This window comes from Candidatus Poriferisocius sp., from assembly GCF_965208355.1.
Lineage (GTDB): Bacteria > Actinomycetota > Acidimicrobiia > Acidimicrobiales > Bin134 > Poriferisocius.
This window is the reverse complement of record NZ_CBDBOM010000003.1, coordinates 3,103,923-3,127,381: the sequence shown is the minus strand read 5'-3', so window position 1 is coordinate 3,127,381 and position 23,459 is coordinate 3,103,923. Positions and strand designations below refer to the sequence as shown.

At 66.5% G+C, this 23,459-nt stretch carries 16 protein-coding genes and 1 tRNA gene; 7 read left to right on the top strand and 10 right to left on the bottom strand.

The window, feature by feature from the left end; translation table 11 throughout:
• The 4 genes from ACOGXH_RS15810 to ACOGXH_RS15795 form a co-directional block, all read right to left on the bottom strand.
• Positions 1–2,085: a dipeptide ABC transporter ATP-binding protein gene (locus tag ACOGXH_RS15810; protein WP_419930047.1), complete on the bottom strand. Its 2,085-nt coding sequence runs from the start codon at positions 2,083–2,085 to the stop codon at positions 1–3.
• Positions 2,082–2,990, bottom strand: coding sequence for an ABC transporter permease (locus ACOGXH_RS15805; RefSeq protein WP_419930046.1), 909 nt, complete (start codon positions 2,988–2,990; stop codon positions 2,082–2,084). Before ACOGXH_RS15805 ends, ACOGXH_RS15810 begins: the two co-directional genes overlap by 4 nt.
• Complete coding sequence (locus ACOGXH_RS15800; RefSeq protein WP_419930045.1) at positions 2,983–3,966, bottom strand: ABC transporter permease; 984 nt, start codon at positions 3,964–3,966, stop codon at positions 2,983–2,985. Before ACOGXH_RS15800 ends, ACOGXH_RS15805 begins: the two co-directional genes overlap by 8 nt.
• 197 nt (positions 3,967–4,163) lie before the next feature.
• Positions 4,164–5,879 (bottom strand): ABC transporter family substrate-binding protein, encoded by a 1,716-nt coding sequence (locus tag ACOGXH_RS15795; protein ID WP_419930044.1) that lies wholly within the window; start codon positions 5,877–5,879, stop codon positions 4,164–4,166.
• A gap of 139 nt (positions 5,880–6,018) precedes the next feature.
• On the opposite strand from ACOGXH_RS15795, the gene ACOGXH_RS15790 reads away from it, so the two are divergent.
• A complete protein-coding gene (locus ACOGXH_RS15790; RefSeq protein WP_419930043.1) occupies positions 6,019–6,285 on the top strand; it encodes a hypothetical protein in 267 nt (88 codons plus the stop codon).
• A gap of 229 nt (positions 6,286–6,514) precedes the next feature.
• Positions 6,515–8,923, top strand: a complete 2,409-nt coding sequence (locus tag ACOGXH_RS15785) for a xanthine dehydrogenase family protein molybdopterin-binding subunit (RefSeq protein WP_419930042.1) — start codon at positions 6,515–6,517, stop codon at positions 8,921–8,923.
• Here ACOGXH_RS15785 and otsB read toward each other — a convergent pair.
• The 5 genes from otsB to ACOGXH_RS15760 form a co-directional block, all read right to left on the bottom strand.
• Positions 8,883–11,456, bottom strand: coding sequence for a trehalose-phosphatase (otsB, locus tag ACOGXH_RS15780; protein ID WP_419930041.1), 2,574 nt, complete (start codon positions 11,454–11,456; stop codon positions 8,883–8,885). The genes ACOGXH_RS15785 and otsB overlap by 41 nt on opposite strands.
• Positions 11,453–12,853: an alpha,alpha-trehalose-phosphate synthase (UDP-forming) gene (locus tag ACOGXH_RS15775; RefSeq protein WP_419930040.1), complete on the bottom strand. Its 1,401-nt coding sequence runs from the start codon at positions 12,851–12,853 to the stop codon at positions 11,453–11,455. Before ACOGXH_RS15775 ends, otsB begins: the two co-directional genes overlap by 4 nt.
• A gap of 168 nt (positions 12,854–13,021) precedes the next feature.
• Complete coding sequence (locus ACOGXH_RS15770; protein ID WP_419930039.1) at positions 13,022–15,256, bottom strand: arylsulfatase; 2,235 nt, start codon at positions 15,254–15,256, stop codon at positions 13,022–13,024.
• Between the two features lie 71 nt (positions 15,257–15,327).
• Entirely contained in the window at positions 15,328–15,708 is a 381-nt protein-coding gene (locus tag ACOGXH_RS15765) for a PIN domain-containing protein (protein ID WP_419930038.1), read from the bottom strand.
• Positions 15,705–16,019, bottom strand: a complete 315-nt coding sequence (locus tag ACOGXH_RS15760; RefSeq protein WP_419930037.1) for a hypothetical protein — start codon at positions 16,017–16,019, stop codon at positions 15,705–15,707. Before ACOGXH_RS15760 ends, ACOGXH_RS15765 begins: the two co-directional genes overlap by 4 nt.
• A 138-nt stretch (positions 16,020–16,157) precedes the next feature.
• Here ACOGXH_RS15760 and ACOGXH_RS15755 point away from each other — a divergent pair, with 138 nt between their 5' ends.
• From ACOGXH_RS15755 to ACOGXH_RS15735, 5 genes are all read left to right on the top strand, one after another.
• Complete coding sequence (locus ACOGXH_RS15755) at positions 16,158–17,324, top strand: pyridoxal phosphate-dependent aminotransferase (RefSeq protein ID WP_419930036.1); 1,167 nt, start codon at positions 16,158–16,160, stop codon at positions 17,322–17,324.
• Positions 17,321–18,085, top strand: coding sequence for a carbon-nitrogen family hydrolase (locus ACOGXH_RS15750; RefSeq protein WP_419930035.1), 765 nt, complete (start codon positions 17,321–17,323; stop codon positions 18,083–18,085). The genes ACOGXH_RS15755 and ACOGXH_RS15750 overlap by 4 nt, the downstream gene beginning before the upstream one ends.
• 18 nt (positions 18,086–18,103) lie before the next feature.
• Entirely contained in the window at positions 18,104–19,264 is a 1,161-nt protein-coding gene (locus tag ACOGXH_RS15745) for an MFS transporter (RefSeq protein ID WP_419930034.1), read from the top strand.
• 107 nt (positions 19,265–19,371) lie between these two features.
• Positions 19,372–20,304 carry a hypothetical protein gene (locus tag ACOGXH_RS15740; RefSeq protein ID WP_419930033.1) on the top strand — a complete coding sequence of 311 codons (933 nt, stop codon included), beginning with the start codon at positions 19,372–19,374 and terminating at the stop codon, positions 20,302–20,304.
• A 118-nt stretch (positions 20,305–20,422) separates the two neighbouring features.
• Positions 20,423–20,496: transfer RNA gene (locus ACOGXH_RS15735), tRNA-Met, on the top strand.
• On the opposite strand, the gene ACOGXH_RS15730 is transcribed toward ACOGXH_RS15735, so the two are convergent.
• Positions 20,497–23,424 (bottom strand): fibronectin type III domain-containing protein, encoded by a 2,928-nt coding sequence (locus ACOGXH_RS15730; RefSeq protein WP_419930032.1) that lies wholly within the window; start codon positions 23,422–23,424, stop codon positions 20,497–20,499.
• Positions 23,425–23,459 lie beyond the last annotated feature (35 nt).

Below are 23,459 nucleotides of genomic sequence, written 5' to 3'. Positions count from 1 at the left end.
CTATCCCTGGTCTGACCCCGTTAGGTCGTCGGGGGTGGGGAAGTGGCAGGCAACCGGGTGTCCGACGCCCAAGTCCAACAATTCGGGGTCGTATTCGGCGCAAATCGACTGGGCTTTCCAGCACCGGGTGCGGAATCGACAGCCCGTCGGAGGGTCGGCCGGATTGGGCACATCGCCCTCGAGCACTATTCGCCGCCGCTGGCGCTCCCGGGGCGGATCGGGGACAGGCACGGCCGACAGCAGGGCCTGGGTATAGGGGTGGGCGGGAAGCTCGTAGACCTCCTGTGCAGTGCCGACTTCCACGATCCGTCCCAAGTACATGACCGCTACCCGATCAGAGATGTGGTGGACCACCGACAGGTCATGGGCCACAAACAGATAGGTGAGATCGAGCTTCTCTTGCAGGTCTTCCAGCAGATTCAGGACCCCGGCCTGCACGCTCACGTCCAGGGCCGATACCGGCTCGTCCAATATCAGCAGATCGGGCGATAGGGCCAGAGCACGAGCGATGCCTATGCGCTGGCGCTGGCCTCCGGAGAATTCGTGGGGGTAGCGATTTCCGTGTTCGGGGTTCAGGCCCACCAGTTCCAACAGTTCTGCTACCCGATCGCGGATGTCGTCGTCGGTACGGTGGACCCGGAGGGGCTCGGAGATGATCGACGACACCGTCATCCGGGGGTCCAGAGAGGCCATTGGATCTTGGAAGACGATCTGCATGGCGCGGCGGCGGCTTCGCATCTGCCGCCGGTCCAGCGATGTCAGTTCCGCTCCATCGAAAGTCACTGATCCCGACGTGGGTTCTGCGAGCCGGAGGATGCAGCGGGCCACGGTGGACTTTCCCGAGCCCGACTCGCCCACCAGCCCCAATGTCTCCCCCTTGTCGATGTGCAGCGACACTCCGTTGACGGCTTGGACCGTGCCCACCGCCCTTCGCCGTAGGCCCTTGGCTCGAATGGGAAAGTCCTTGAACAGCTCCCTCACTTGCAAGAGGGCGTTGTCAGCCGGCGTGTACTGGGGATGCCGGGGGAAGGTTCGGTCGAGCGGCTCGAGCCGAATTTCCACCGCAGTCGCAGGCTCGGCCCGCGCTTGGAAATCCTCGGTGCGGATGCAGGCCGAGGACTGTCCGTGCTCGCCAACCGCCTTCAGATCAGGCACATCATGGGTGCAGGCATCTCTAGCCCAATCGCAGCGGGGTGCGAATGCGCAACCCGGCGGAGGGGCCAGCATCGACGGCGTAGTGCCGTGGATGGGGGTGAGCCGCCGGTTGGCCGCCGAGTCCAGCCGGGGAATCGAGCCCAGCAGCCCGGCGGTGTAGGGGTGGGTCGGCTGGGCGAACAACGGGTCCACCGGGCCGGTCTCGGCCAGCCGCCCGGCGTACATAACCGCCAGGCGGTGGGCGGTTCTGGCCACTATGCCGAGGTCATGGGTGATGATGACCAGGGCCGAGCCCGTGGCCTGGCGGGCCCGCTCCAGCACTTCCAGCACCTGGGCTTGGATGGTGACGTCGAGCGCGGTGGTGGGCTCATCGGCGATCAGCAGGTCGGGGTCGTTTGCGATGGCCATGGCGATCATGGCCCGCTGGCGCATCCCTCCCGACAGCTCGTGGGGATAGGAGTCCACCCGCTGGGAGGCGTTGGGGATGCCCACCAGGTCGAGCAGCTCCACTGCCTTCGACCGGGCGATGGCCGCCTTGGTCCGCTGGTGGATGCGGACCCCTTCGGCGATCTGGGCCCCGACGGTCATCACCGGGTTCAGCGAGGTCATCGGATCTTGGAACACCATGGAGATGGCCGACCCCCGAAGCCGCTCGAGTTCCTTGTCGGCCATGGCCAGCACGTCGCGGCCTCGGTAGGAAACCGATCCGCTCACCCGGGCGTTGGGCGGCAGAAGGCCCAATGCCGCCATCACGCTCACCGACTTTCCCGAGCCCGATTCGCCCCCAATGGCCAGCACTTCGTTCTCAAAGACGTCCCAGCTCACCCCCCGAACCGCCTGCACGTTGCCGTCGGGAGTGGGGAATGTCACCTCCAGGTTCCGCACCGACAGCACCGGCACGTCGCCTCCTGAACTGGCATGGTCGGTCATCGTCGCTGCTCCCGGCGGGGGTCCAGGGCGTCGCGCAGGCCGTCGCCCACGAAGTTCACGCACAACACCAGCACCACCAGCACCGCTCCTGGCAGATAGAAGAGCCACCACCGGGTGCGGGCGGCGTCGCGCCCCTCGTCCACCAGCGATCCCAGCGACACCTCGGGGGGCTGGATGCCGAAGCCCAAGAAGGCCAGCGCGGTCTCCAGCAGGATGGCGGTGGCCACCGTGAGGGTGGCGTACACGATTATCGAGCTCATGGCGTTGGGGATGAGGTGGCGGAAGATGATGCGGGTGTTGGACGCTCCCAGGGCCTCGGCCGCCTCGATGTACTCCTTCTCCCGGATGGAGAACACCTCGCCCCGCACCACCCGGGCCAAAGGCGCCCACAGGAACAGGCCGATCACCACGGCCACGAACATGAGGGAGCTGCCCCCGCTGGCCCGAGTGCGGGTGCCCAGCACCATGAGCACCGGTAGCAGGGGAAGGATGAGCAGAAAGTCGACCAATAGCCCCAGAGCGCCGTCCACCCGGCCCCGGAACCACCCCTGTACCGCGCCCAGCACCGACCCCAGCACGGTGGCGATGCCGGCCACCACCAAGCTGACGTGGACCGACACCCGCAAACCCCGCATTGACTGGGCGAACATGTCGTGGCCGATGGTGTCGGTGCCGAACCAGTGGTCGGCCGACGGCCCCTGCGACAAATCGGGCGACAGGTCTTTGTAGCCCCATCCGGTGATGGGCTCGGCCAGGTAGCTGAACAGATAGGCCACCACCAGCACTATGGCTGCGGCCACGGCCAGCCGATGGGCGAGGAAGCGGCGAAGCACCAGCCGCCATTGCGAGCGGGCCTCCGTCTCAGCCACCGGGTCGGAGAGGAAGTTGACCGTTGCGTCAGCCATCACGCACCCTCGGATCCAAAAAGCCGTAGGTCAGATCGGTCAGCAGATTGACGATGATCACCGAGATGCCCACCGCCAGCAGCCAGCCCTGGGCCACGGCGACGTCGCCGTTCAGCAGCGAGTCCAGGAACAGGCGGCCCATGCCCTTCCAGTTGAACACCACCTCGGTGACCACCGTGCCGCCGATCAGGGTGCCGAAGGTGAGCCCGGTGTAGCTCACCACCGGGAGCAGGGCGTTGCGGAGGGCATGGTGGGTGATGACCCGCCGCCGGGGGACCCCCTTGGCTCGGGCGGTGCGGATGTAGTCGCTCTCCAGCACATCCAGCATGGCCGAGCGCTGGAATCGGCTGGTGGCGGCCAGTTGGATGGCGATCAGGGTGAGCGCCGGGAGGATGATGTGGCCGGCCCGGTCGGCCCAGGTGCCCCAGAAGTCGGCGTCGAGCCGGGGCGACTGCTCGCCGATTGTGAAGAAGATCCGCCGGCCCCACCAGTCATTGAATCGGATTCCCAGGTCTTTGAGCACTGCGCCCAGCCAGAACACCGGCATGGCGAAGAACAAGAAGGCCAAGAACGTGGAGATGTTGTCGAACGCGCCGTACTGGCGGACCGCGCTTACCACCCCCACAGCCACCCCGATGATCACCGAGACCACGGTGGCCGCTATCACCAGCCGCAGGGTGACCGGGATGGCTTCGCCCAGCAGCGTGGTGACCGGTCGGCCGTTGTCGGTGGAAGCGCCCATGTCGCCGGTGGCCAGATCGCCGAGCCAGCGGCCGTAGCGCTCGATGAGGGGCTTGTCGAGGCCCAGGCTGGCTTCCAGCCGCTGCACTTGCTCGGCGCCGCCGGGTTGGGAGAGCAAGAAGACCCGTTGCTCGGCGATGGGGTCGACCGTGGCGACTAGGAGGAAGGCCACCAGGGTGGCGAAGAATAGGACGACGACGGATATGAGCAGCTTGCGTGTCGCGAACCCGAGCATCTGATTAGAACGCTACCTATACCAGCCTCCGGCGTAGCGGCGGGCTGTTTCCAACGGGGCCGTGGTGGCGGGTCCTGTCGCCTGACGGCGGCCTGGCGTGCTTCGCGTGCGCCAGGTCCGCCTCCGGCGCCACCCCCCACCACGACCCATTTTGTGGCCCGCCGCTCCGCCTAGCGTTCTCCTGGCCCACTCTCTCTTTAGGGAGAGAGAGTCCACTCCTCGAGGTTCCAGGTGAAGCTTTCCAGGGTGGGGTTGTCTTGGATGTTCTGGATTTTGTCGTTCCAGGCCAAGAAAAAGGGCAATTGGTACACGGGTGTGTTGGGCAGGGTCTCCCACATCAGGGCGTCGGCCTGGTTCAACAGCTCGGCTTGGCGGTCGAGGTCAAGGGTGAAGGTGGCCTCTGTGAGCAGCTCGTTGACCCGGTCGTCAACGTAGGCACCAGGGTTGCTGTCGCTGCCGGTTCCGAACACTTGGAGGGCCGATGTGGCCGGCAGCGGGCCTCCCACCCAGGCGAAGATCACCAAGTCGAAGTCTCCGGGGGGACCGGGCGGGTCGTTGTTAGAGCCGAACACCGGTCCGAAGATCTCACCGCCGGGCAGGTTGTCGATGGTGATTCTGATCCCGGCTTCACCCAGCTGGTTCTGCACCAGCTCCTGGAACTGCTCCCGGCGATCATTGCCGCCGGTGGTGCGGATGCGCAGGCTTAGCTGGCGGCCGTCTTTGGCGTACACGTCGCCGTCGAGCTCCCAGCCGGCTTCTTCCAGCACGGCTCGGGCCGCGGCCACGTCTCTTTGCTGGAACTCGGACGGGGTGTTGTCGACGTACTGGGCTTGGCCGTTCATGAAGATCCGGTTGCCCAGCGGCTGGGCCGACTCCGAGAACGGCCGCATGAGCGCGGTCACAATCAGCTCACGGTCGAGCGCCAATGCGATGGCCCGGCGCGCCTCCTCAGGAACGGTGGCGGTGTTGAACGTGATGTGCTCCCAGGTGGGGCCGAAGGTGATGGAGGAATCCACCCCGCCAATGCCGCCGATCTGGGCCACGAGGTCGACCTGGGGCTGGGGGTAGATCACGTCGACCTCGCCGTTCTCCAGCGCGAGGGGCAGGTTGCCCACGTCGCTGATGAACCGGAAGGTGACCTCGTCGATGTGGGGGCCCTCGCCGAACCAGGTGGGGTTGGCCACCAAGGTCAGATCGCTGCCCGGGTTGTACTCGTCCATCACGTAGGGGCCAGCGCCCACGCCGGGGTCAGTCCGGAATCCATCGCTCCAGTCGCGGCCCAGGTGGGCAGGCGGAAACGGCCCGGAGAACAGCAGGATGTACTCCACGAAGGGCTGGCCCTCGGGCCAGCTCAGCCGGACGGCCTTGTCGTCCACCACCTCGAGCTCGGCGCTGTCGAAGCCCTGGGTGGCCGCGCAGTCGTCTTGGGGGTCGTTGCAGTTCTCGAAGTAGAACACCATGTCGTCGGAGCTCACCGGGGTACCGTCGCTCCACGTGGCGTCGGCCCGCAGCCGGTACTCCACCACCAGCGGATCCTCCTGGATGATGGTGGGGAGGGTTTCGCAGAAGTACGGCTCGAAGCTGAAGTCGGGCCGGGTGCGCACGCAGGTGGGGTAGATCGCCCGGGTGATCTGGCGGCCGGCGAGGAGGTTGTCGCCGGCGGTCAAGTTATTGAAGTTGGTGATCTCCTGCTCCAGCCCGACGACAACGCTGGTGGGCTCGTCGTCGGGAGCCGGTGCGGGGGTCGCGGTCGCCGCCGGTGCCTCTGAGGACTCTTGCTCTGCGGGCTCTTGGGACGCCGGAGTCGACGAGTCGTCGTTGCCGCAGGCGGTGGCCACCAGGGTGAGCGCCAGCAAGATGACGAGCCCGCGCCTCCAGCGGATGGTGTGTATCGGTCGCGTATTGCCTTTCACGACGTGCCACGCTATCGGGAAGGCGCAGGTAGAAGAACCTTGTTCACGGATTGTCACCGGGGCCGATAGCATGAGGCCGGAGGGAACACATCCGGGTGCCCGGCGGTTGTAACCTCAACCGGTAGCGAAGGAGAGAGCAGTGACATTGGAAACCGTCCGCAACCCAGCGGCCCTAATCGAGATCACCGAATTGGTGGATCGACTGCTGGACGCCATCGATGGGGAGCTCACCAGCCGCTCCCGCGTGGTAGACGGACTGTTGGACCTGCGCCTCGCCGCTGCCGAACTCCCTGATGTGGTCGCCCAAGTCGACGACTGCCTCGCCACGCTTCCCGGCAACACCACGGTTACGAACCTTTGGTGGATGGAGACGTTGGCCGACCTCCGCACCGCCGCTTCTAACTGATCCACCGGTTGGCGGCGGATTTAGCAGTCCTTTCGGCGTCTGGCGGGTCCTGTCACCGGAAGCGGCCTGGCCGTCGGTGCGGCCAGGTCCGCCACCGGCGCCACCCCCCAGACGCCTGGATATTGCTCTCGTCCGCTGGCACACCTCTGCCACCGTTCAGCGGTGCGGACCTCGGCTGCACTGAATGAATTTGGGGGGTACTCTCAGGTAGGGAACGGGAGGTGGCGAGATGAGTGATTCCTCTACGGCGGTGGTGGGGAGCAGGCTGCTTCGAAAGGAGGATCCCGAGCTGCTTACCGGGGAGGCCCGGTTCGTGGACGATCTCGACCTCACCGGGGCGCTTTGGGTGGCGTGTGTGCGGAGTCCTCATGCTCACGCCCGCATCAACTCGGTAGACCTCAGCGGCGCTTTGGCGGCCGATGGTGTGGTGGCCGCCTATTCGGGGGCCGATCTGGCTGAATCCTGGGGGCCGTTGCCGTGCGCGTGGCCGGTGACCGATGACATGAAGAACCCGGCCCACCTGCCCATCGCGGTAGACAAGGCCAACTACGTGGGCGACGTGGTGGCGGTGGTGCTGGCTGATGATCGCTATGGGGCGGTGGATGCTGCCGCCCTGGTGGAGGTGGACTACGAGCCGCTCGACGCGGTGGTCGACCTCGAGGACGCCCTGGCCGACAGCAACGTCATCCACGAAGACCTGGGCACCAACGCCTCCTACACCTGGGAGCTGACCCCCGATGCCGACGCGGTGGAGGCCGCGTTCTCCGCCGCGGATCATGTGGTGTCGGAGCGCTACATCCAGCAGCGGCTCATACCCGCGGCCATGGAGCCCCGAGGGGTGGTGGCCGTTCCCGCGCCGTTCGGGGGCGACATCACCATCTACTCGGCCACGCAGATCCCCCACATCCTCAAGGTCATGGTGGCCCTCACCCTGGGTCTGCCCGAACAGAAGGTGCGGGTGGTGGCCCCTTCGGTGGGAGGCGGTTTCGGCTCCAAGCTGAATGTGTACGCCGAGGAGATCATGTGTACTGCGCTGGCGCTGCGCCATGGCGTGCCGGTGCGCTGGACCGAGGGCCGATCGGAGGCCGCCGGTTCCACCATCCAGGGCCGGGGCCAGATCCAAGACATCGAGCTGGCCGCCGACGCCGAGGGCCGCATCAGCGCGGTGCGGGTGAAGCTGGTGGCCGACATGGGGGCCTACCTCCAACTCGTCACCCCCGGTGTGCCCTTGCTGGGCGCCTTCTTGTACCACGGCTGCTACGACATCCCGAACTACTCATTCGTGTGTACGGGCGTGTTCACCAACATGACCCCCACCGACGCCTACCGAGGAGCGGGCCGCCCCGAGGCCACCTATGCCATCGAGCGGGCCATGGACTCGCTGGCCGCGGCCGTGGGGGTGGACGCGGCTGAGATCCGGCGGCGCAACTTCATCGGCCCCGAGCAGTTCCCCTATTCGTCGGCCCCCGGGCTGGTGTTCGACAGCGGCAACTACCCCCAGGCCCTGGAGCAGGCCTTAGAGCTGGTGGACTACGAGGGACTGCGGGCCCAGCAGGCCGAGCGCCGGGCGGCAGGGGACAGTCGTCAACTGGGCCTGGGCCTGTCAAGCTACGTGGAGATGTGCGGTTTGGCCCCCAGCCGGGTGCTGGCCTCGCTGAACTATGCCGCTGGCGGCTGGGAGTCGGCCACCGTGCGGGTTCTGCCCACCGCCAAGGTGCAGGTGGTGACCGGCACGTCGCCCCACGGCCAAGGCCATGAGACGTGCTGGTCGATGATCGTGGCCGACCAGCTGGGCGTGGACCCCGACGACGTGGAGGTGCTGCACTCTGACACCGCTATCTCTCCGTTGGGGCTCGACTCCTACGGCTCCCGCTCGCTGTCGGTGGGCGGCACCGCGGTGTACATGGCCGCCGACAAGGTGATCGACAAGGCCAAGCTCATCGCCGCTCACCAGATGGAGGCCAATGTGGAGGACTTGGAGTTCTCCGACGGCACGTTCCGGGTGAAGGGCCAGCCCGATGCCGAGATGCCGCTGGCCGCGGTGGCCTTTGAGGCCTTCACCGCCCACAACCTGCCCGACGGCATGGAGCCCAACTTGGAGGGCCACATGACCTGGGACCCGCCCAACTTCACCTTCCCGTTCGGGACCCATGTGGCGGTAGTGGAGGTGGACACCGAGACCGGCGAGGTGGAGATGGTGGACTACGTGGCCGTGGACGACTGCGGCAACCAGATCAATCCCATGGTGGTGGAGGGCCAGATCCACGGCGGCATCCTCCAGGGAGTGGCCCAGGCGCTGTGGGAGGAGGCCGCCTTTGACGCCGAAGGCCAGCCCCGCAACGTGAGCTTCCTGGACTATCTGGTGCCGTCGCCGGCTGAGACTCCGTCATTCCGCACCGACTCCACGGTAACCCCCAGCCCCACCAACCCCATGGGAGTGAAGGGCATCGGCGAGGCCGGCACAATCGCCTCCACCCCGGCGGTGATCAACGCCATCGCCGACGCGCTGGCACCTATGGGAATTTACGACGTAGAGATGCCGGCCACGCCCGAGCGGATCTGGGAGCTGATTTCCGGGTCGCAGTTGCAGGAACCGTCTAGTAGCCGTTGGAGCCTGAGAGGGCTATTGCGGCGTTGATCAGGCCGAGGTGGGAGTAGGCCTGGGGGTGGTTGCCCAAAAGGCGCTCGCTGGCCGGGTCGTATTGCTCGGGGAGCAGGCCGGTGGGACCGCACAGGTCGAGGTAGCGGTCGAATAGAGCCCGTGCGTCTTCTAGCTGGCCGATTAGAACGTAGGCCTCGATCAGCCACGACGTGCAGATCAGAAAGCCGCCCTCGGTGCCGGGCAGCCCGTCATCGTGGCGGTAGCGATACACCGTCTGGCCATCGCGCAACTCGCTTTCCACCGCTTTGAGGGTGGACACGAACCGGGAGTCACTGGGGGGCAACAGCCCGCTCAAACCGATCCACAGCAGGCTGGCGTCGAGGTCGGTCGAGCCGTAGGCGGTGGTGTAGGAGCGGCGCTGCTCACTCCACCCGTTCAAGATCACGTCGGCGGCGATCTGGTGGCGAAGGGGGCGCCAATACGGGGCCAGCTCGGGGTCGATGCGCTCGGCGATCTTGATGGCCCGGTCCACCGCCATCCAGCACATGACTTTGGAGTGGACATGGTGGCGGGGAGGGCGGCGCTCCTCCCAGATGCCGTGGTCGGGCTCGTGCCAGCGGGTGGCCACCGCCCCCACCACTGCTTTGACCACCTCCCAGTGCCGGTCGGTGAGGGTCACTTCGGCGTCGCACAGCCGCCAGGCCAGATCGACCACTGGGCCGAACACGTCGAGCTGCACTTGGTGCTCAGCCGCGTTGCCTATCCGCACCGGGCGGCTGCCGGCGTATCCGGCCAGCTCGGGCAGCACCGCCTCGGGCAGGGCCTCGTCGCCCACCAGCGGATACACCGGACGAAGCTGCTCGGGGCTGGGGAGGTGCTCCACTCGTTCGAGGATCCAATCGAGCAGGTCGCCGGCCTCCGTGCTGCTGCCCAGGGCCAACAGGGCAGCTGCGCTCATGGCGGCGTCTCGGGGCCAGCAGTAGCGGTAGTCCCAGTTGCGGACCCCGCCCATCACCTCGGGCAGACTGGTGGTGGCTGCGGCCAGCATCGCTCCCGAGGGCTGGTGGCACAGTGCCTTGAGCACCAGCGCCGATCGCTCCACTTCCTCGCTGGCCACCGGCGGCAGCGTCAGCTTCTGTGCCCAGTTGCGCCAGTGCTGCTCGGTGGCTTGTCGGCGGTCGGTTTCGGTCAAGTCGGTGCGGAGGGGCCGGCCGTGGACGCCGAGGCGCAGCATCAACTCCAGAGGTGTCCCGTCGAGCTGGACGTCGGCGACTGCCGTCTGGTGGGGGCCTTGGTCGACGATTTCCCAGCTCACTCCGGGCGACAGCAAGACCATGGTCTCGGCCGCCCCCCACACCTCTAGGCCGCCGTCGATCACGTGCAGTCCGGTGGGGGCTCGGCCGAAGTCCAGCCGGGGGGCGAATTCGATGCGGATCCGACCGGTTCCATCGATGGCCCGGATCAGGTTGGTGCGTCCGGCCGGCTCGGTGGGGCGCTGGTCGGAGCAGTCCAGGTAGTCGGTGACCGTCACATCCGACCACCGGGTCTCGGTGATCATGGTGCCGTTGAGATAGCGGTGGGAGATGGGCGGACTGTCGTCGGGGCGGCTGACCGAGAAGTGGCCCGCTCGGGCTCCGCCCAGCAGACCGGCGAACACCGCGGGGGAGTCGGCTCTGGGATGGCACATCCAATTCACCGAGCCGTAGGCGGTGACCAGCGCCACCGTGCGCTGGTCGCTGAGCAGGCTGTGGCGCTCGATGGGCAGGGCGTGTTCGCCCATGAGCCATGCCCGGCGCCGCTCGGCCAATGAGGCGAGCATCTGAGCCACCGACTGGGGGTCGTCCAACCGAGCTCGGGCCAGGGTCTGGCCGTGGCCGACCTTGAGGCCGAGGTCGGGTCCGGCCAGTCGGGCGAATGCGTCTTCGTCGGTGGCGTCGTCGCCGGCGAAAACTACTGCTTCGGCTGACACGTCGGCCCTAAGCCGGTCTAAGGCGTCGCCCTTGTTGAGGTTGAGCACCGACAGCTCCACCACCATCTTGCCGGTCTTGAGGTGGATGCCCTTCCACTTGCCGGGGCCCTTGAGCACATCGGTGACCGCGGCCCCGGCGATCTCGGGGTCGGCCTTGCGATAGTGGAAGGCCACGCCGGCCGGCTTGGGCTCGATGATGAATCCGTGGTCGCGCCGGGCGATGTCGTTCAGTGCCTCCACCACCCGGTCGCGCAGATCCCGCTGTTCGGCAGAGAGGTGTTCGGCGAAGCCGACGTCGAACTCGGTGCCGTGGCTTCCCACCAGGTGGATCTCCTCGGGCAGGCGGCTCAGGGCGGCCAGATCCCGCAGGGCCCGCCCCGAGATCACCGCCACATGGGTGTCGGGCATGGCGGCCAGCTGGCGCAGCCCGGCCACCGACTCCCTGAGGGGTCGGGCCTCATCGGGGTTGTCGATGATGGGGGCCAGCGTGCCGTCGTAGTCGCAGGCCACCAGCAGCACAGGCACCCGGGCTAGCTCCCGCAGCCGGGCGTCCACCTCTTCGGGGGTCATTATGTAACCAGCCCGGCTGTCCTCGGTCATTCGCAGCCCTCCAGGCGGGCCAAGAACCGCTCGGCCCATCGCTGGGCGGTATTGGACCGAACGAGACGCCTCATGGTCCGCATGGCCGGCTCGGCTTCGGCTTGGGGGCGGTGGGCTGCGGCCTCCATGGCGGACTTCAGCCCCTCGACGTCGTGGGGATTGATCAGCTCCGCGGTCCGCAGCTCTTGGGCCGCCCCGGTGAACTCCGACAGCACCAGCACGCCGGAGTTGTCGGGGCGACAGGCCACGTATTCCTTGGCCACCAGGTTCATCCCGTCGCGAAGCGGGGTTACCAGCATCACATCGGCGATCAGGTACATGGCCACCAGCTCCTCGATGGGGTGGCTCTGGTGCAGATAGTGGACCACCGGGCTGCCCATGACCCCGAAGTTCCCGTTCACGTCGCCCACCAACTGCTCCACCGCTTGGCGGACCTCGGCGTAGCCGGTGACCTGAGAGCGGCTGGGCTCGGCGATCTGCACCAACACGCAGTCGTCCACCGACAGCCTCCCCTCGGCCAATAGCTCCCGGAAGGCACGCAGCCTCACCTCGATGCCCTTGGTGTAGTCGAGGCGGTCGACTCCCAGCAGCACGGTGGCGGGCGAGCCCAGGGATTGTCGGATTTCGGTCGCTCTTGCCTGTACCGCGGGGTCGGCGGCCAAGCTGGCGATCCGGTCGGTGTCGATGCCGATGGGGAAGGCGCCCACCTGGGTGGCTCGGCCGTTGTGCTGGATCAGCTTGCCGGTGGTCTTGGCGCCCGTGATCCGGGCCACCGCCCGGCAGAAGTTGTCGGCGCCCAGCGGGGTTTGCAGGCCGATCAGATCGGCGCCCAGCAGGCCGTTGATGATCTCGGCTCGCCACGGCAGCCGGATGTAGAGCTCGCGGGCCGGAAACGGGATATGGAGGAAGAACCCGATCCGCAGATCGGGCCGGGCCTCTCGCAGCAGGCCGGGAACCAGCAACAGGTGATAGTCGTGGATCCACACGGTGGCGCCGGGGGCAGCAAGGTTTGCAACGGCGGCGGCGTAGCGCTGATTGACTGTTCGATAGGCGTCCCACCAGGTGCGGTGGTACTCGGGGGGCACGAGGGCATCGTGGAACAGGGGCCACAGGGTGGCGTTGGAAAACCCCTCATAGAAGAGTTGCAGCTCTCCTTGGCTGACCCCTACCGGGTGGCACTGGAAGCCGTCGACCTCGAAGGGCTCGGTCCCCGGTCCGGGAACGCCGGTCCAGCCCGCCCACACCGCGTCGGGATTGCCCGACATGACCGGTCGCAGTGCCGATACCAGCCCTCCGGGGCTGGGAACCCACTTGGCCGTATCGCCCTCCCACACCCGCCTGACTGGGAGCCGGTTGGCCGTGACGACGAAGCTCCACTTCTGGTCTTCTGCGGCCACGAGGTCAAAATATCGCGCTGCCAACCGGCAACAGAGATTGTTATGCTGATTGGCGAGGTGGCCCCGTCCCGGGTGGCCGAGTCCGATTTTGGCGGTTCGGGACGGGGCCGCTCTTTACGTTATCGGGCAAGTGCGTCAATTCATCTAATTGACTGAAAATGGGTGACATCAGTCGAGGATCATCAGCTGGTCGGGCAGCTCTCGGTCGTCGGCCACGTCGATCACCACTCGGCTGAGGGCGCCGGTGAAGGGGAATTGGCCGCTGTAGCGGGGGCTGGGGGATGGGGCTTTGGTGAAGCCCACGCTGATACCCACGGCGTGGATGTGGGTGTTGTGGGTGACGGGCATGGCCACCGAGGCGGCTTCTTCGCCGTTTACCAATAGCCGGCCGGTGCCGGCGTAGCTGCCGGTGCGCTCGAAGGCGGCGGTGACAGTGACCGGCCCGGTGGGCAGTTCGGCCGAGGTCTCGACCACATAGTGGTCCCAGGCCATGTTGTAGTCCCACACCAGATGGCCGTTTTGGATGAATAGGGAGAATCCCGAGGCCACGTCGCCGCAGGCCAGCAGCGTGCCATCGTCGCCATCGGCCCGGGTCAGCTCCGCGGTGATCTCGTAGGACACGTTCTTGAGGTCGGGGCAGCCGTCGCTGGGGATGTAGGCCCCCGGGTAGTACACGAATCGGGAACGGCTGGTGATGGGCCGGGGCTTGGGCACGTGGAACCGCTCCAGGATGCGGTCGTCAAGGGGAAGCACCTGATAGGCCCGGGCCGCCTCCCACCACCGGCCGATGAGGGCGGCGAGTCGCTCGGGCTCGTCGTCGGCCAAGTCTTGGGCCTCGGAGAAGTCCTCGTCGAGGTGGTACAGCTCCCAGCGGTCGTCGTCGAAGCTCTCCCCCTGGATGTGGCGGGTCACCGCCTTCCATCCGTCGGCCCACATGGCCCGATGGCCCAGCATCTCGAAGTACTGCTCGGCCTTGGCGGTGGGCGCGTCGGCGTCGGCGAATGAGTACATCATGCTGGTGCCCTCCATGGGCATCTGGTGCACGCCGGCCACCTCGGCGGGCGGCTCCAGGCCGATGGCCTCCAGCAGCGTGGGGGTGATGTCGCTCACGTGGTGGTACTGGGTGCGCACCGAGCCACCGTCGGCGATCCCGTCGGCCCAGGAGATGATGAGCGGGTCGCGCACCCCGCCGGCGTGGGTGTTCTGCTTGTACCACTTCAGCGGGGTATTGCCGGCCATGGCCCACCCCATGGGATACGCCATCCAGGAGTTGGGCCCGCCGATCTCGTCGATGTCGGCTAACTGCTGGTGAATGGGGCGGGGTTCGAGGCCGTTGATGAAGCGCATGCTGTTCTCGTGGCCTGACGGACCGCCCTCCTGGGTGGCCCCGTTGTCGGACAGCAAAACGAACACGGTGTTGGTGGCCTGGCCGATCTCGTGGAGCCTGGCGACGAGCCGGCCGAGGTGCTCGTCGGTGTGGGTGAGCATCCCGGCATAGGCCTGCTGCATCCAGGTGGCCAGCCGCTGCTCGTCGGCGCTCAGCTCCTCCCACTCGGGAACGCCGGGGTTGAACGGGGGCAGGTCGGTGTCGGCGGGGATGATGCCGATGTCTTTCTGCCGGTTGTACCGCTCTTCTCGAATGGCGCCCCAGCCGGTGTCATAGCGGCCGTCGTAGCGGTTTATGTAGGGCTTGGGGACGTGGATCGGGTAGTGGCCGGTGCCGAAGCACAGATACAAGAAGAAGGGCCGCTCGGGCCACGCCGATGTCTGGGCGGTGACCATGGCGATGGCCTGGTCCACCAGATCCTCGGTGACGTGGTAGTCGGGCTGGTCGGGCCGGTCGATGTGATGGTTGTCGGCCACCAGATCGGGGTCCCATTGGTTGGTGGCACCGTCTAAGAAGCCGTAGTAGCGATCGAATCCCCGCTGGAGGGGCCACTGGTCGAAGGGACCGGCGGGGGTGGTGTCTTCGATGGGGGCCAGGTGCCACTTGCCCACCGCGAAGGTGGAGTAGCCCGCCGGTCGGAGAATCTCGGCCAGCGTGGCCGCCCGGGCGGAGATGCGCCCGGTGCAGCCGGGAAAGCCGGTGTCCCAGTTGCTCACCACCGCCATGCCCACCGAGTGGTGGTTGCGGCCGGTGAGCAGGCATGCCCGGGTGGGGGAGCAGATGGCGGTGGTGTGGAAGTTGTTGTAGCGCAGACCGGTGGCGGCGAGGGCGTCCATGGTGGGGGTGTCGATCTCGGAGCCGAAGCAGCCCAGATCGGCGAAGCCGACGTCGTCTAAGACGACCATGACGATGTTGGGGCTGTTGGGGGGCGGGGTTACTGGATCGGGCCACCAGGGGGTTGATTCAGCCACCGTGTTGCCGACGACGCCGCCGTATGTCTGAGCATCAGAAGTCATGCCAGGTTGCTAGCACATTGGGGCCGCCCCGCCTACGCTTGTGCTGCCCCCCTCTCTCATTGAGGGGGGGGTCAGAGTGGAGTGATATCTATCCTGCGTTGGCTGGCGTTTACGAGCATGTCCAGGTCGTCGGGGTCGGAGGTGATGATCTCGTCGCCGTGATCGGCCATGGCCACCAATGCGGCGTCGACGGCGTCGGAGAGGCCGCTGTGGGCCAGCAGCACCCCGGCCTGTCGTCCCAGCTCTTCATCCAGAGGGACTATCTCCACCGCTCGCAAGGCACGGGCCAGCCGGGTTTGGCCTCGGGTTCCCCCTCGCCACACCTGGGCAATGACGCCGCCGTGGGTCTTCAGCGGGATCCCCGATTGCTGAGCGTCCTTCAACCACCGGTCCATCGGCTGGTTGCCGCTCTCTATGGCAATGAACGCGCCCGCATCGAGGAGGACGCTCATTCGGCTTGCTGAGCCAGGAGCCGTTGGCGCTCGGCCATCTTTCTCTCGCCCTCCTGCCTCCAGAACTCCGCCGCCTCTAGGTCGCGCTGTCTCTGCTCAGCGATATCCTCGTCGGTGACGGGACCATGCAAGGCTTCGAATTCCGCGATCAGCTCGTCGAGTGCCACCAGTCGGTCGTCCCTGGCCAGTTGCTCTGCCATGGCCTGTGAGATCCACTCGCTCACCGACCGGCAGACGCCCGCCTGGACGGCTGCCTTGGCGTGGTTGAGAAGGTTTAATTCCACCGTGATGGTGACTCGCTCCTTCGGCATTCAATTATCATACATTTGTATGAGGAAGATGCAATAGATCTGGCTCTTGTCACCCCAATGCCAGAGCACATCGCCCTCCAAGACACCCCTGAGGTATTGGCAAAGGGAGGGGGAGGGGGTCCCAAGTAGGCTTCTTTGGTGCCCGAGCGACTGCTGAACGAACGGCTGGTGGAGTTTGGGACGACGATTTTCGCCGAGATGTCGGCGCTGGCTCTGGCCACGGGGGCCATCAACTTAGGGCAGGGATTTCCCGACACCGACGGGCCCCAGGAGGTGGCGGATGCCGCGGTGGCGGCCATTCGGGCCGGCCACAACCAGTATCCGCCGGGGCTGGGGATTGCCGATTTGCGGCTAGCGGTTTCCGAGCACCAGAAGCGGTTCTACGACCTGGATTTCGACCCCGACACCGAGGTGCTCATCACCGCTGGGGCCACCGAGGCCATCGCCGCGGTCATGCTGTCGCTGTTGGAGCCCGGCGACGAGGTGGTGTTGTTCGAGCCCTACTACGACTCCCACATCGCCGGCATCGCCATGGCCGGGGCCCAGCGGCGGTTGGTGACCCTTCGGCCTCCCCACTACCGGTTCGACCCCGACGAGCTGGCAACGGCCATCGGCCCCCGCACCCGGATGATCGTGGTGAACTCGCCCCACAATCCCACCGGCAAGGTGTTCGACCGGGGGGAGTTGGAGCTGATTGCCGAGCTGTGCCGCCGCCACGACCTGCTGGCGGTGACCGACGAGGTGTACGAGCACCTGGCCTACGACGGCGAGCACATTCCCCTGGCCACGCTGCCGGGGATGCGGGAGCGCACGATCACCGTGTCGTCGGGGGGCAAGACCTTCTCGTTCACCGGGTGGAAGATCGGCTGGGTGTGCGCGGTGCCCGAGCTGCGCGATGCAGTGACCACCACCAAGCAGTTCTTGACCTTCGTGAACGGAGCGCCGTTCCAGCACGCCATGGCGGTGGGGCTGCGGCTGGGCGACGACTACTTCGACGGTTTGCGGGCCGGACTGATGGCTCGGCGCGATCAGCTTTCTGGCGGATTGGCCGCCGCCGGGTTCGAGGTTTACCGCCCGGCGGGCACCTACTTCGTGACCGCCGATGTGCGCCCGCTGGGCTTTGACGACGGCATGGCCCTGTGCCGCAAGCTGCCCGAGCTGTGCGGCGTGGTGGCCGTGCCCAGCGTGGTTTTCTACGACAACGAGGATGAGGGGCGCCACCTGGTGCGATTCGCCTTCTGCAAGCGCCCCGAGGTGCTCGATGAAGCGGTGGAGCGGTTGGCCAAGTTGGGGGCCGGCTCATGAAAGTCGCCGCTGTGCAGCACGACATCGTGTGGGAGGACCCTGAAGCCAACTTCGAGCGATTGGGCCCCAAGGTTGCCCAGGCCGCGGCCGACGGCGCCCGGTTGGTGGTGCTGACCGAGATGTACTCCACCGGGTTCTCCATGGCCTCCGACCGGGTGGCCGAGGCTCCTGACGGCCCCAGCGTTGGCTTTTTGGCCGACCAGGCCGCGGCCCACGGCGTGTGGGTGTGCGGATCGGTGCCGGTGAGCGACCAGTCGAAGGCCGAGCTGCCCTTCAACCGGTTCGTGCTGGCCGGCCCCGAAGGGGTGGCCGCGGTCTACGACAAGATCCACCCGTTCTCTTACGGGGGCGAGCACGAGCACTACGCCGCGGGAGCCGAGCGGCTGACCGTGACCGTGGATGGGGTGAGGGTCACCCCGTTCGTGTGCTATGACCTGCGGTTTTCCGACGAGTTTTGGACGCTGGCCCACGACACCGACTGCTACGTGGTGGTGGCCAACTGGCCGGCGCCCCGTCGGTCCCACTGGTCGGCGCTGCTGATGGCCCGGGCTATCGAGAACCAGGCTTACGTGGTGGGGGTGAACCGGGTGGGCACCGGAGGCGGCATCGACTACCAGGGGGACTCGGTGGTGATCGACCCGTTCGGCGTCGAGGTGGCCAGCGCCCCTGAGGGCCAAGAGGCCGTGCTGTACGCCGACATCGACCTCGCCCGGTTGGAGCAGGTCCGATCTCGCTATCCGTTTCTCGCCGATCGGCGATAGGCCGCCGATAGCTCACCCTTGACTACCGATTCCCAGCCGCTGCTCACCGCCCGCTTCGTCGCGCTTTGTCTGTGCGGCGTCTTCTACTTCGTGGCCCTGGGGTTGGTGTATCCGGTGCTTCCCGGATTCGTGGAGAACGATTTGGGCGGAGGGCCCGTGGCAGTGGGGCTGGCTGTCGGCGGATTCGGACTGTCGGCCGCGATTTCCCGTCCAATCTTCGGTCCATTGGGCGACTCGAAAGGGCGTCGCTACGTGGTGGTGTTGGGCTGTGTGCTGGTGGGCCTCGGCATTCTCGGCAACCTCTGGGCCACATCGGTCGCAGTGGCGGTGCTATTCCGGTTGCTTACCGGACTGGGGGAGGCAGCCTTCTTCGTGGGCATCGCGGCCGCGGCCCAAGACATGGCCCCAGAGCACCGACGAGGTGAGGCCATCTCCTATTTTTCGGTGACGATCTATACCGGATTGGCTGGCGGGCCACTTATCGGTGAGCAACTGGCCGAGTCGGTGAGCACCGACGCAGTGTGGGTAACCGGTGGCGCGTTGAGCGCCATCGCCACTGTGCTGGGGGCGGCTTCAATTCACGGCCGCCCCGACGACGCCCCGACGGGGTGGCCAACTTCGTTCATTCATTGGCCCGCCACCCGGCCAGCCCTGCTGCTGGGATTTGGGCTGATGGGCTACTCCGGATTCTTGGCCTTCATCGAACTGCATGTGGTGGACATCGGCTTCGACCGATCAGGGGTGGTGTTCGCCACCTTCGCGGTGATCATCATCAGCATGCGGATTCTGCTGGCTCGCTTGCCCGACCGGCTGGGGCCGCAGCGCACCAGCACCATGTCGTATCTATGCTCGATCTCTGGCCTGTGGATCCTGGCTATTTGGCCACAGGTCCCCGGTGTTTTCATCGGCACGGTGTTCTTGGCCATGGGTCAGACGTTCCTCTTTCCCGCCCTGTTCGTGATGGCTGTGCAAACTGCGCCGGCCAACAAGCGCAGCCAGGCCATCGGCACCTTCACCATTGCGTTCGATCTTGCGATGGGCCTGGGAGGACTCGTCATGGGTGCCGTCGTGGGTCTCGCATCGCTTTCGTGGGCGTTCTTTTTCGGCGGGTCGCTATCGCTAGTGGGGCTGGTGGTGAGCCGCACCTTGGTGAGACCGCAGCCAGGAGCCTTTGTGTGAGGTCGCCTATTGACATCGGGGGCCCGGCGTAGGAGAGTTGGCCCCTTCCCCCTGAGCTTCCCCCTTCTCGCGCCGCGCGCGCCCCCGAAGGCCCGAAGGGAAGTTCAATGCGAGGCTCTGTGCTATTGGCTTCGGCTGCTGTCTGTCTTCTTGCCGCGTCGAGCCCTGCTAAGGCCGGTGCCGGGACGGTTTTTGGATGGCAGCAGCCGGACGAAGGCACCTCGGTCGAGACGGATGACGGCGAGGTGGAGATCGGGGTATGGATCGAGGTGGACGTGCCCGGGGCGTTGGACCCCGCCCCGAATCCCGCCGACCCCTCGAGGCCGCCGTGCTATTTCCGACAGGGCAGTCCCACCGAGCTGGACGCCTGGTTGGACAACGGCTACGTGGTCGCTCCCAACCCCGATGAGGTGTATGTGTTCAAGCTCTGCGAAACCGACGACCAAACGCAGCTCGTCACATTCTGGGTGTACCGGCCCGCCCCGCCGCCACAGCCCCCGCCGCCCACATTCAAAGAAACCACCCGGCTGCGCAACGAGGCCTGGGGGCAGCTGGCCATCCCCGAGCCGACCACGCTGACCGCTCCTGCTGAGATCGCCATTGTCCAGCTCCCCACCTACGTGTGGGTTTCGAACGCTGATCGCACGCCGGTGTCGGACACGGTTACCACCACCCTCGATGGCCATGAGTTGAGCCTCACCGTCACCGCCTCTCCCCGTCGACTGGGATTTCTGCGGATTGACATGGGCGACGGGAACACGCTGTGGTGCGACGCCGACGACGTGGTGGCCTTCGACCACTCCCGGGACCCGCTGGACCAGCCTTCCGATTGCTTCCACTACTACCGGCAAGCTTCAGTCAATCAGCCCGATCTCCGCTATCAGGTGGCGCTCACCGCCTTCTGGGAGGTCTCTGTGGTGTGCGTGTTCAACGGCGGATCCTGCGCCAATCCGCCTCCCGCCGTTCCCACCCAGGCGCTTGCCGCCCAGCCCCACCCCATTGGAGTGGCCGAGATCCAAGCCCTCGCCAGCCCCGGCTAGCCCCGCCTCCTAAGCGACTCGCCTGACCCCCTGGGCGACCGCCGGGTTGTCACCGACGAACCATGGAAAACCAGGTGACAGCCCGGCGGGAGGGGGGTAGAGTAATCAGTCCACTCGACGCGGGGTGGAGCAGTCTGGTAGCTCGTCGGGCTCATAACCCGAAGGTCGCGGGTTCAAATCCCGCCCCCGCCACTACGTTGTCCAGCTGACTCCTTTGGGCGAGCGGGGCCAGCAGGTGATTGTTCCGTCAGTGGTGATGGCGCAGGTGTGCTTGTCTTTGACTGTGATTGAGCTGTAGGCGCTGGTTGCGGTGTCGGGAGGGTTGCCCCGGGGGTCGCCCCAGCAGGTGATGGTGTCGTCGGTGGCGAGGGCGCAGCCGTGGCGATCTCCAACCTCGATCGCGGTGTAGTTGCCGGAGGGGGCATTGGTTCGCCCGTAGCGGTTGTGGCCCCAGCAGGAGATCGAGCCGTCGGTGGCGATGGCGCAACTGTGGAGCGAGCCCAGCGAGATCGTGGTGTAGGTGCCGGCGGGCACTCTGGTCTGTTTGTGGGAGTCGTCGCCCCAGCACGCAAGAGTGCCGTCATCGGCGATGGCGCAACTGCGGGTGTCGTCTGCGGCGATGGCCGTGTAGGTGCCAGTCGGCGCGTCGCTCTGTCCATCGGAGTCATCTCCCCAGCACGCAACGCTGCCGTCGGTGGCGAGGGCGCAGTTGTGATCCTCACCGGCCGCGATGGCGGTGTAGGTGCCGGTGGGGGCGTCGGTCTGCCCGTTGCGGTTGTAACCCCAGCAGGCGATGGTTCCATCGGCCTTGAGTGCGCAGGTGTGATCGTATCCGGCTGTGAGGGCGGTGTAGGTGCCGGTGGGGGCGTCGGTTTGGTCCAATGCATTGTCGCCCCAGCAGGTGATGGTGTCGTCGGTGGCGATGGCGCAGCCGTGGTAGGAGCCGAGAGCCATGGCCTGGTAGGTGCCGGTGGGGGCGTCGGTCTGATCATGATCGTTGTCGCCCCAGCAGGTGATGGTGTCGTCGGTGGCGATGGCGCAGCCGTGATAGTCGCCGAGGGCCACGGCGGAGTGGGGGCCTGCCGGTGCCTCCGCGATTGCGTTGGGGTCGAATCCCCAACACGTCACCGAATCGTCGGTGGCGATGGCGCAGGAGTGACTCACGTAGGCGGCGACCGCCTTGTAGGTGCCGGAGGGTGCGTTGGACTGCCCGCTGGCATTCGAACCCCAGCAGGTGATGGTGTCGTCGGTGGCGATGGCGCAGGCGTGGTTCATCCCGGTGGCGACCGTTTTGAAGGTTCCCGCCGGCGGGCTGGCTTGCCTGCTGGTGTTCTTGCCCCAGCAGGTGATGGTGTCGTCGGTGGCGATGGCACAGGAGAACGCGTGGCCGGCTCGGTACTCCTTGTAGGTTCCCGCCGGGGCCTTGGACCGCTGATGCCAGTGGTGTCCCCAGCACTTGATGGTGTCGTCGGTCCGGATGGCGCAGGTGTGGACTTCTCCGGCGTCGATGGCCTTGTAGGTTCCCCCCGGCGAGTTGGTCTCGCCCTCGTCGTTGTAGCCCCAGCAGGCGATGGTGCCGTCTGTTCGGAGGGCGCAGACATGCTCCCAACCCAAGGTCACGGCCGTGAACGTGCCCGCCGGTGCCATGGCCTGGCCGAAGGAGTTGTAGCCCCAGCAGGCCATGGTGTCGTCGGTGGCGATGGCGCACGTGGTCCGGCCATCGGCCGCGATCTGCTTGTAGGTGCCGGAGGGCGCATCGCCTTGGCCAAACGAGCCGTCCCCCCAGCAGGCGATGGTCCCATCGGTCCTTATGGCGCAGACGTGGATGGAACCGGTGGCCACCGCCTGGTAGGTGCCTGCTGGCACAACGTCTTCCCCGTGGGGAGTCGCTCCCCAGCAGGCCACGGTGGCGTCGGAGCGCAGGAGGCACGTGTAACCGGAGCCCGTGGACAGCCCCGTGAAGTCCTCGCTTTGGGGTTGGGCGGCGGGCTCTGGCATGTCATGGGCGGCGAGGTGGTTCTGGGAGTTGTCGCCGATCCACATCGTGGTGTCGTCAGACCACAACCCCCAGGGATTGCGGGAATCGGTGGTGTCGAGGCTGTCGATGTCCTTGGTGGCGTCGCGGCTGCCGTCGGCGAGGCTGTAGGCATAGACCTTGTCGTCGCCGCTATCGACCACCCAGAGCGTTGTGCCGTCGGACCAGATGCCGCGGGAGTGGGCGTTGCCCGAGGCGTCGAGGTCGTCGATTTCTTTGGAGGCGTCGCGGCTGCCGGTGGCAAGGTCGTATGCGAAGACTTTGTCTTGCCCATCGTCGGCCACCCAGAGCGTGGTGCCGTCCGACCAGATCCCCATGGGGCGGTTGTTGCCCGCCGCATCGAGGCCGTTGATGTCTTTGGTGGCGTCGCGGCTGCCGTCGGCCAGGCTGTAGGCGAAGGCTTTGTCGTCGCCGCCGTCGGCCACCCAGAGCGTGGTGCCATTGGACCAGATGCCGCGGGGGTGATTGGCTCCCGCGGCATTGAGGTCGTCGATGTCTTTGGTGGCGTCGCGGCTGCCGTCGGCCAGGCTGTAGGCGTAGATCTTGTCTTGGCTGCTGTCGGCTACCCATATGGTGGCGCCGTCGGACCAGACGCCCCGGCTGGCCCGGTTGGCCGCAGCCAACGCAATCGTGGTTTCCGCCGAATCCGAGTCGTCGGTTTCCGTCTGTATCTGCGGCTCGGGTGGCGCGGCGGGGGTGTCGGCCCGCCGGTAGACGGATCTCAAGCTGAGCCCGTGGGCGTTGCGGGCCTTTATTCGATACACGTAGGAAGTCGATGCCTCGACGGTCGAGTCGGTGTAGGTGGTGGCCGCCGAGCCGGTGTCGTCCTCGATAACAGAGAACACACCCGCCGGTTGAGTCGCCCGATGGCGCCGCAAGATCTGATAACCGGTGATGGTCGAGTCGCTGGGATCAGCCCAAGACAACGTCACCGAGTTGTGGGCAACGCTGTCAATCACCGGGCGGGCCGGTGTGGCCGGCACACTGCCGCTCTGGGCTGAAACCGGCCACGACGCCAACGCGAGCACCGAAGCCAGCAAGGCCAGCGCCAAACCCGAACGTCTAATGGGGAGCCACACCGCCACCAGAACATAGTAGCAACCACTATGTAGAGTGGCCC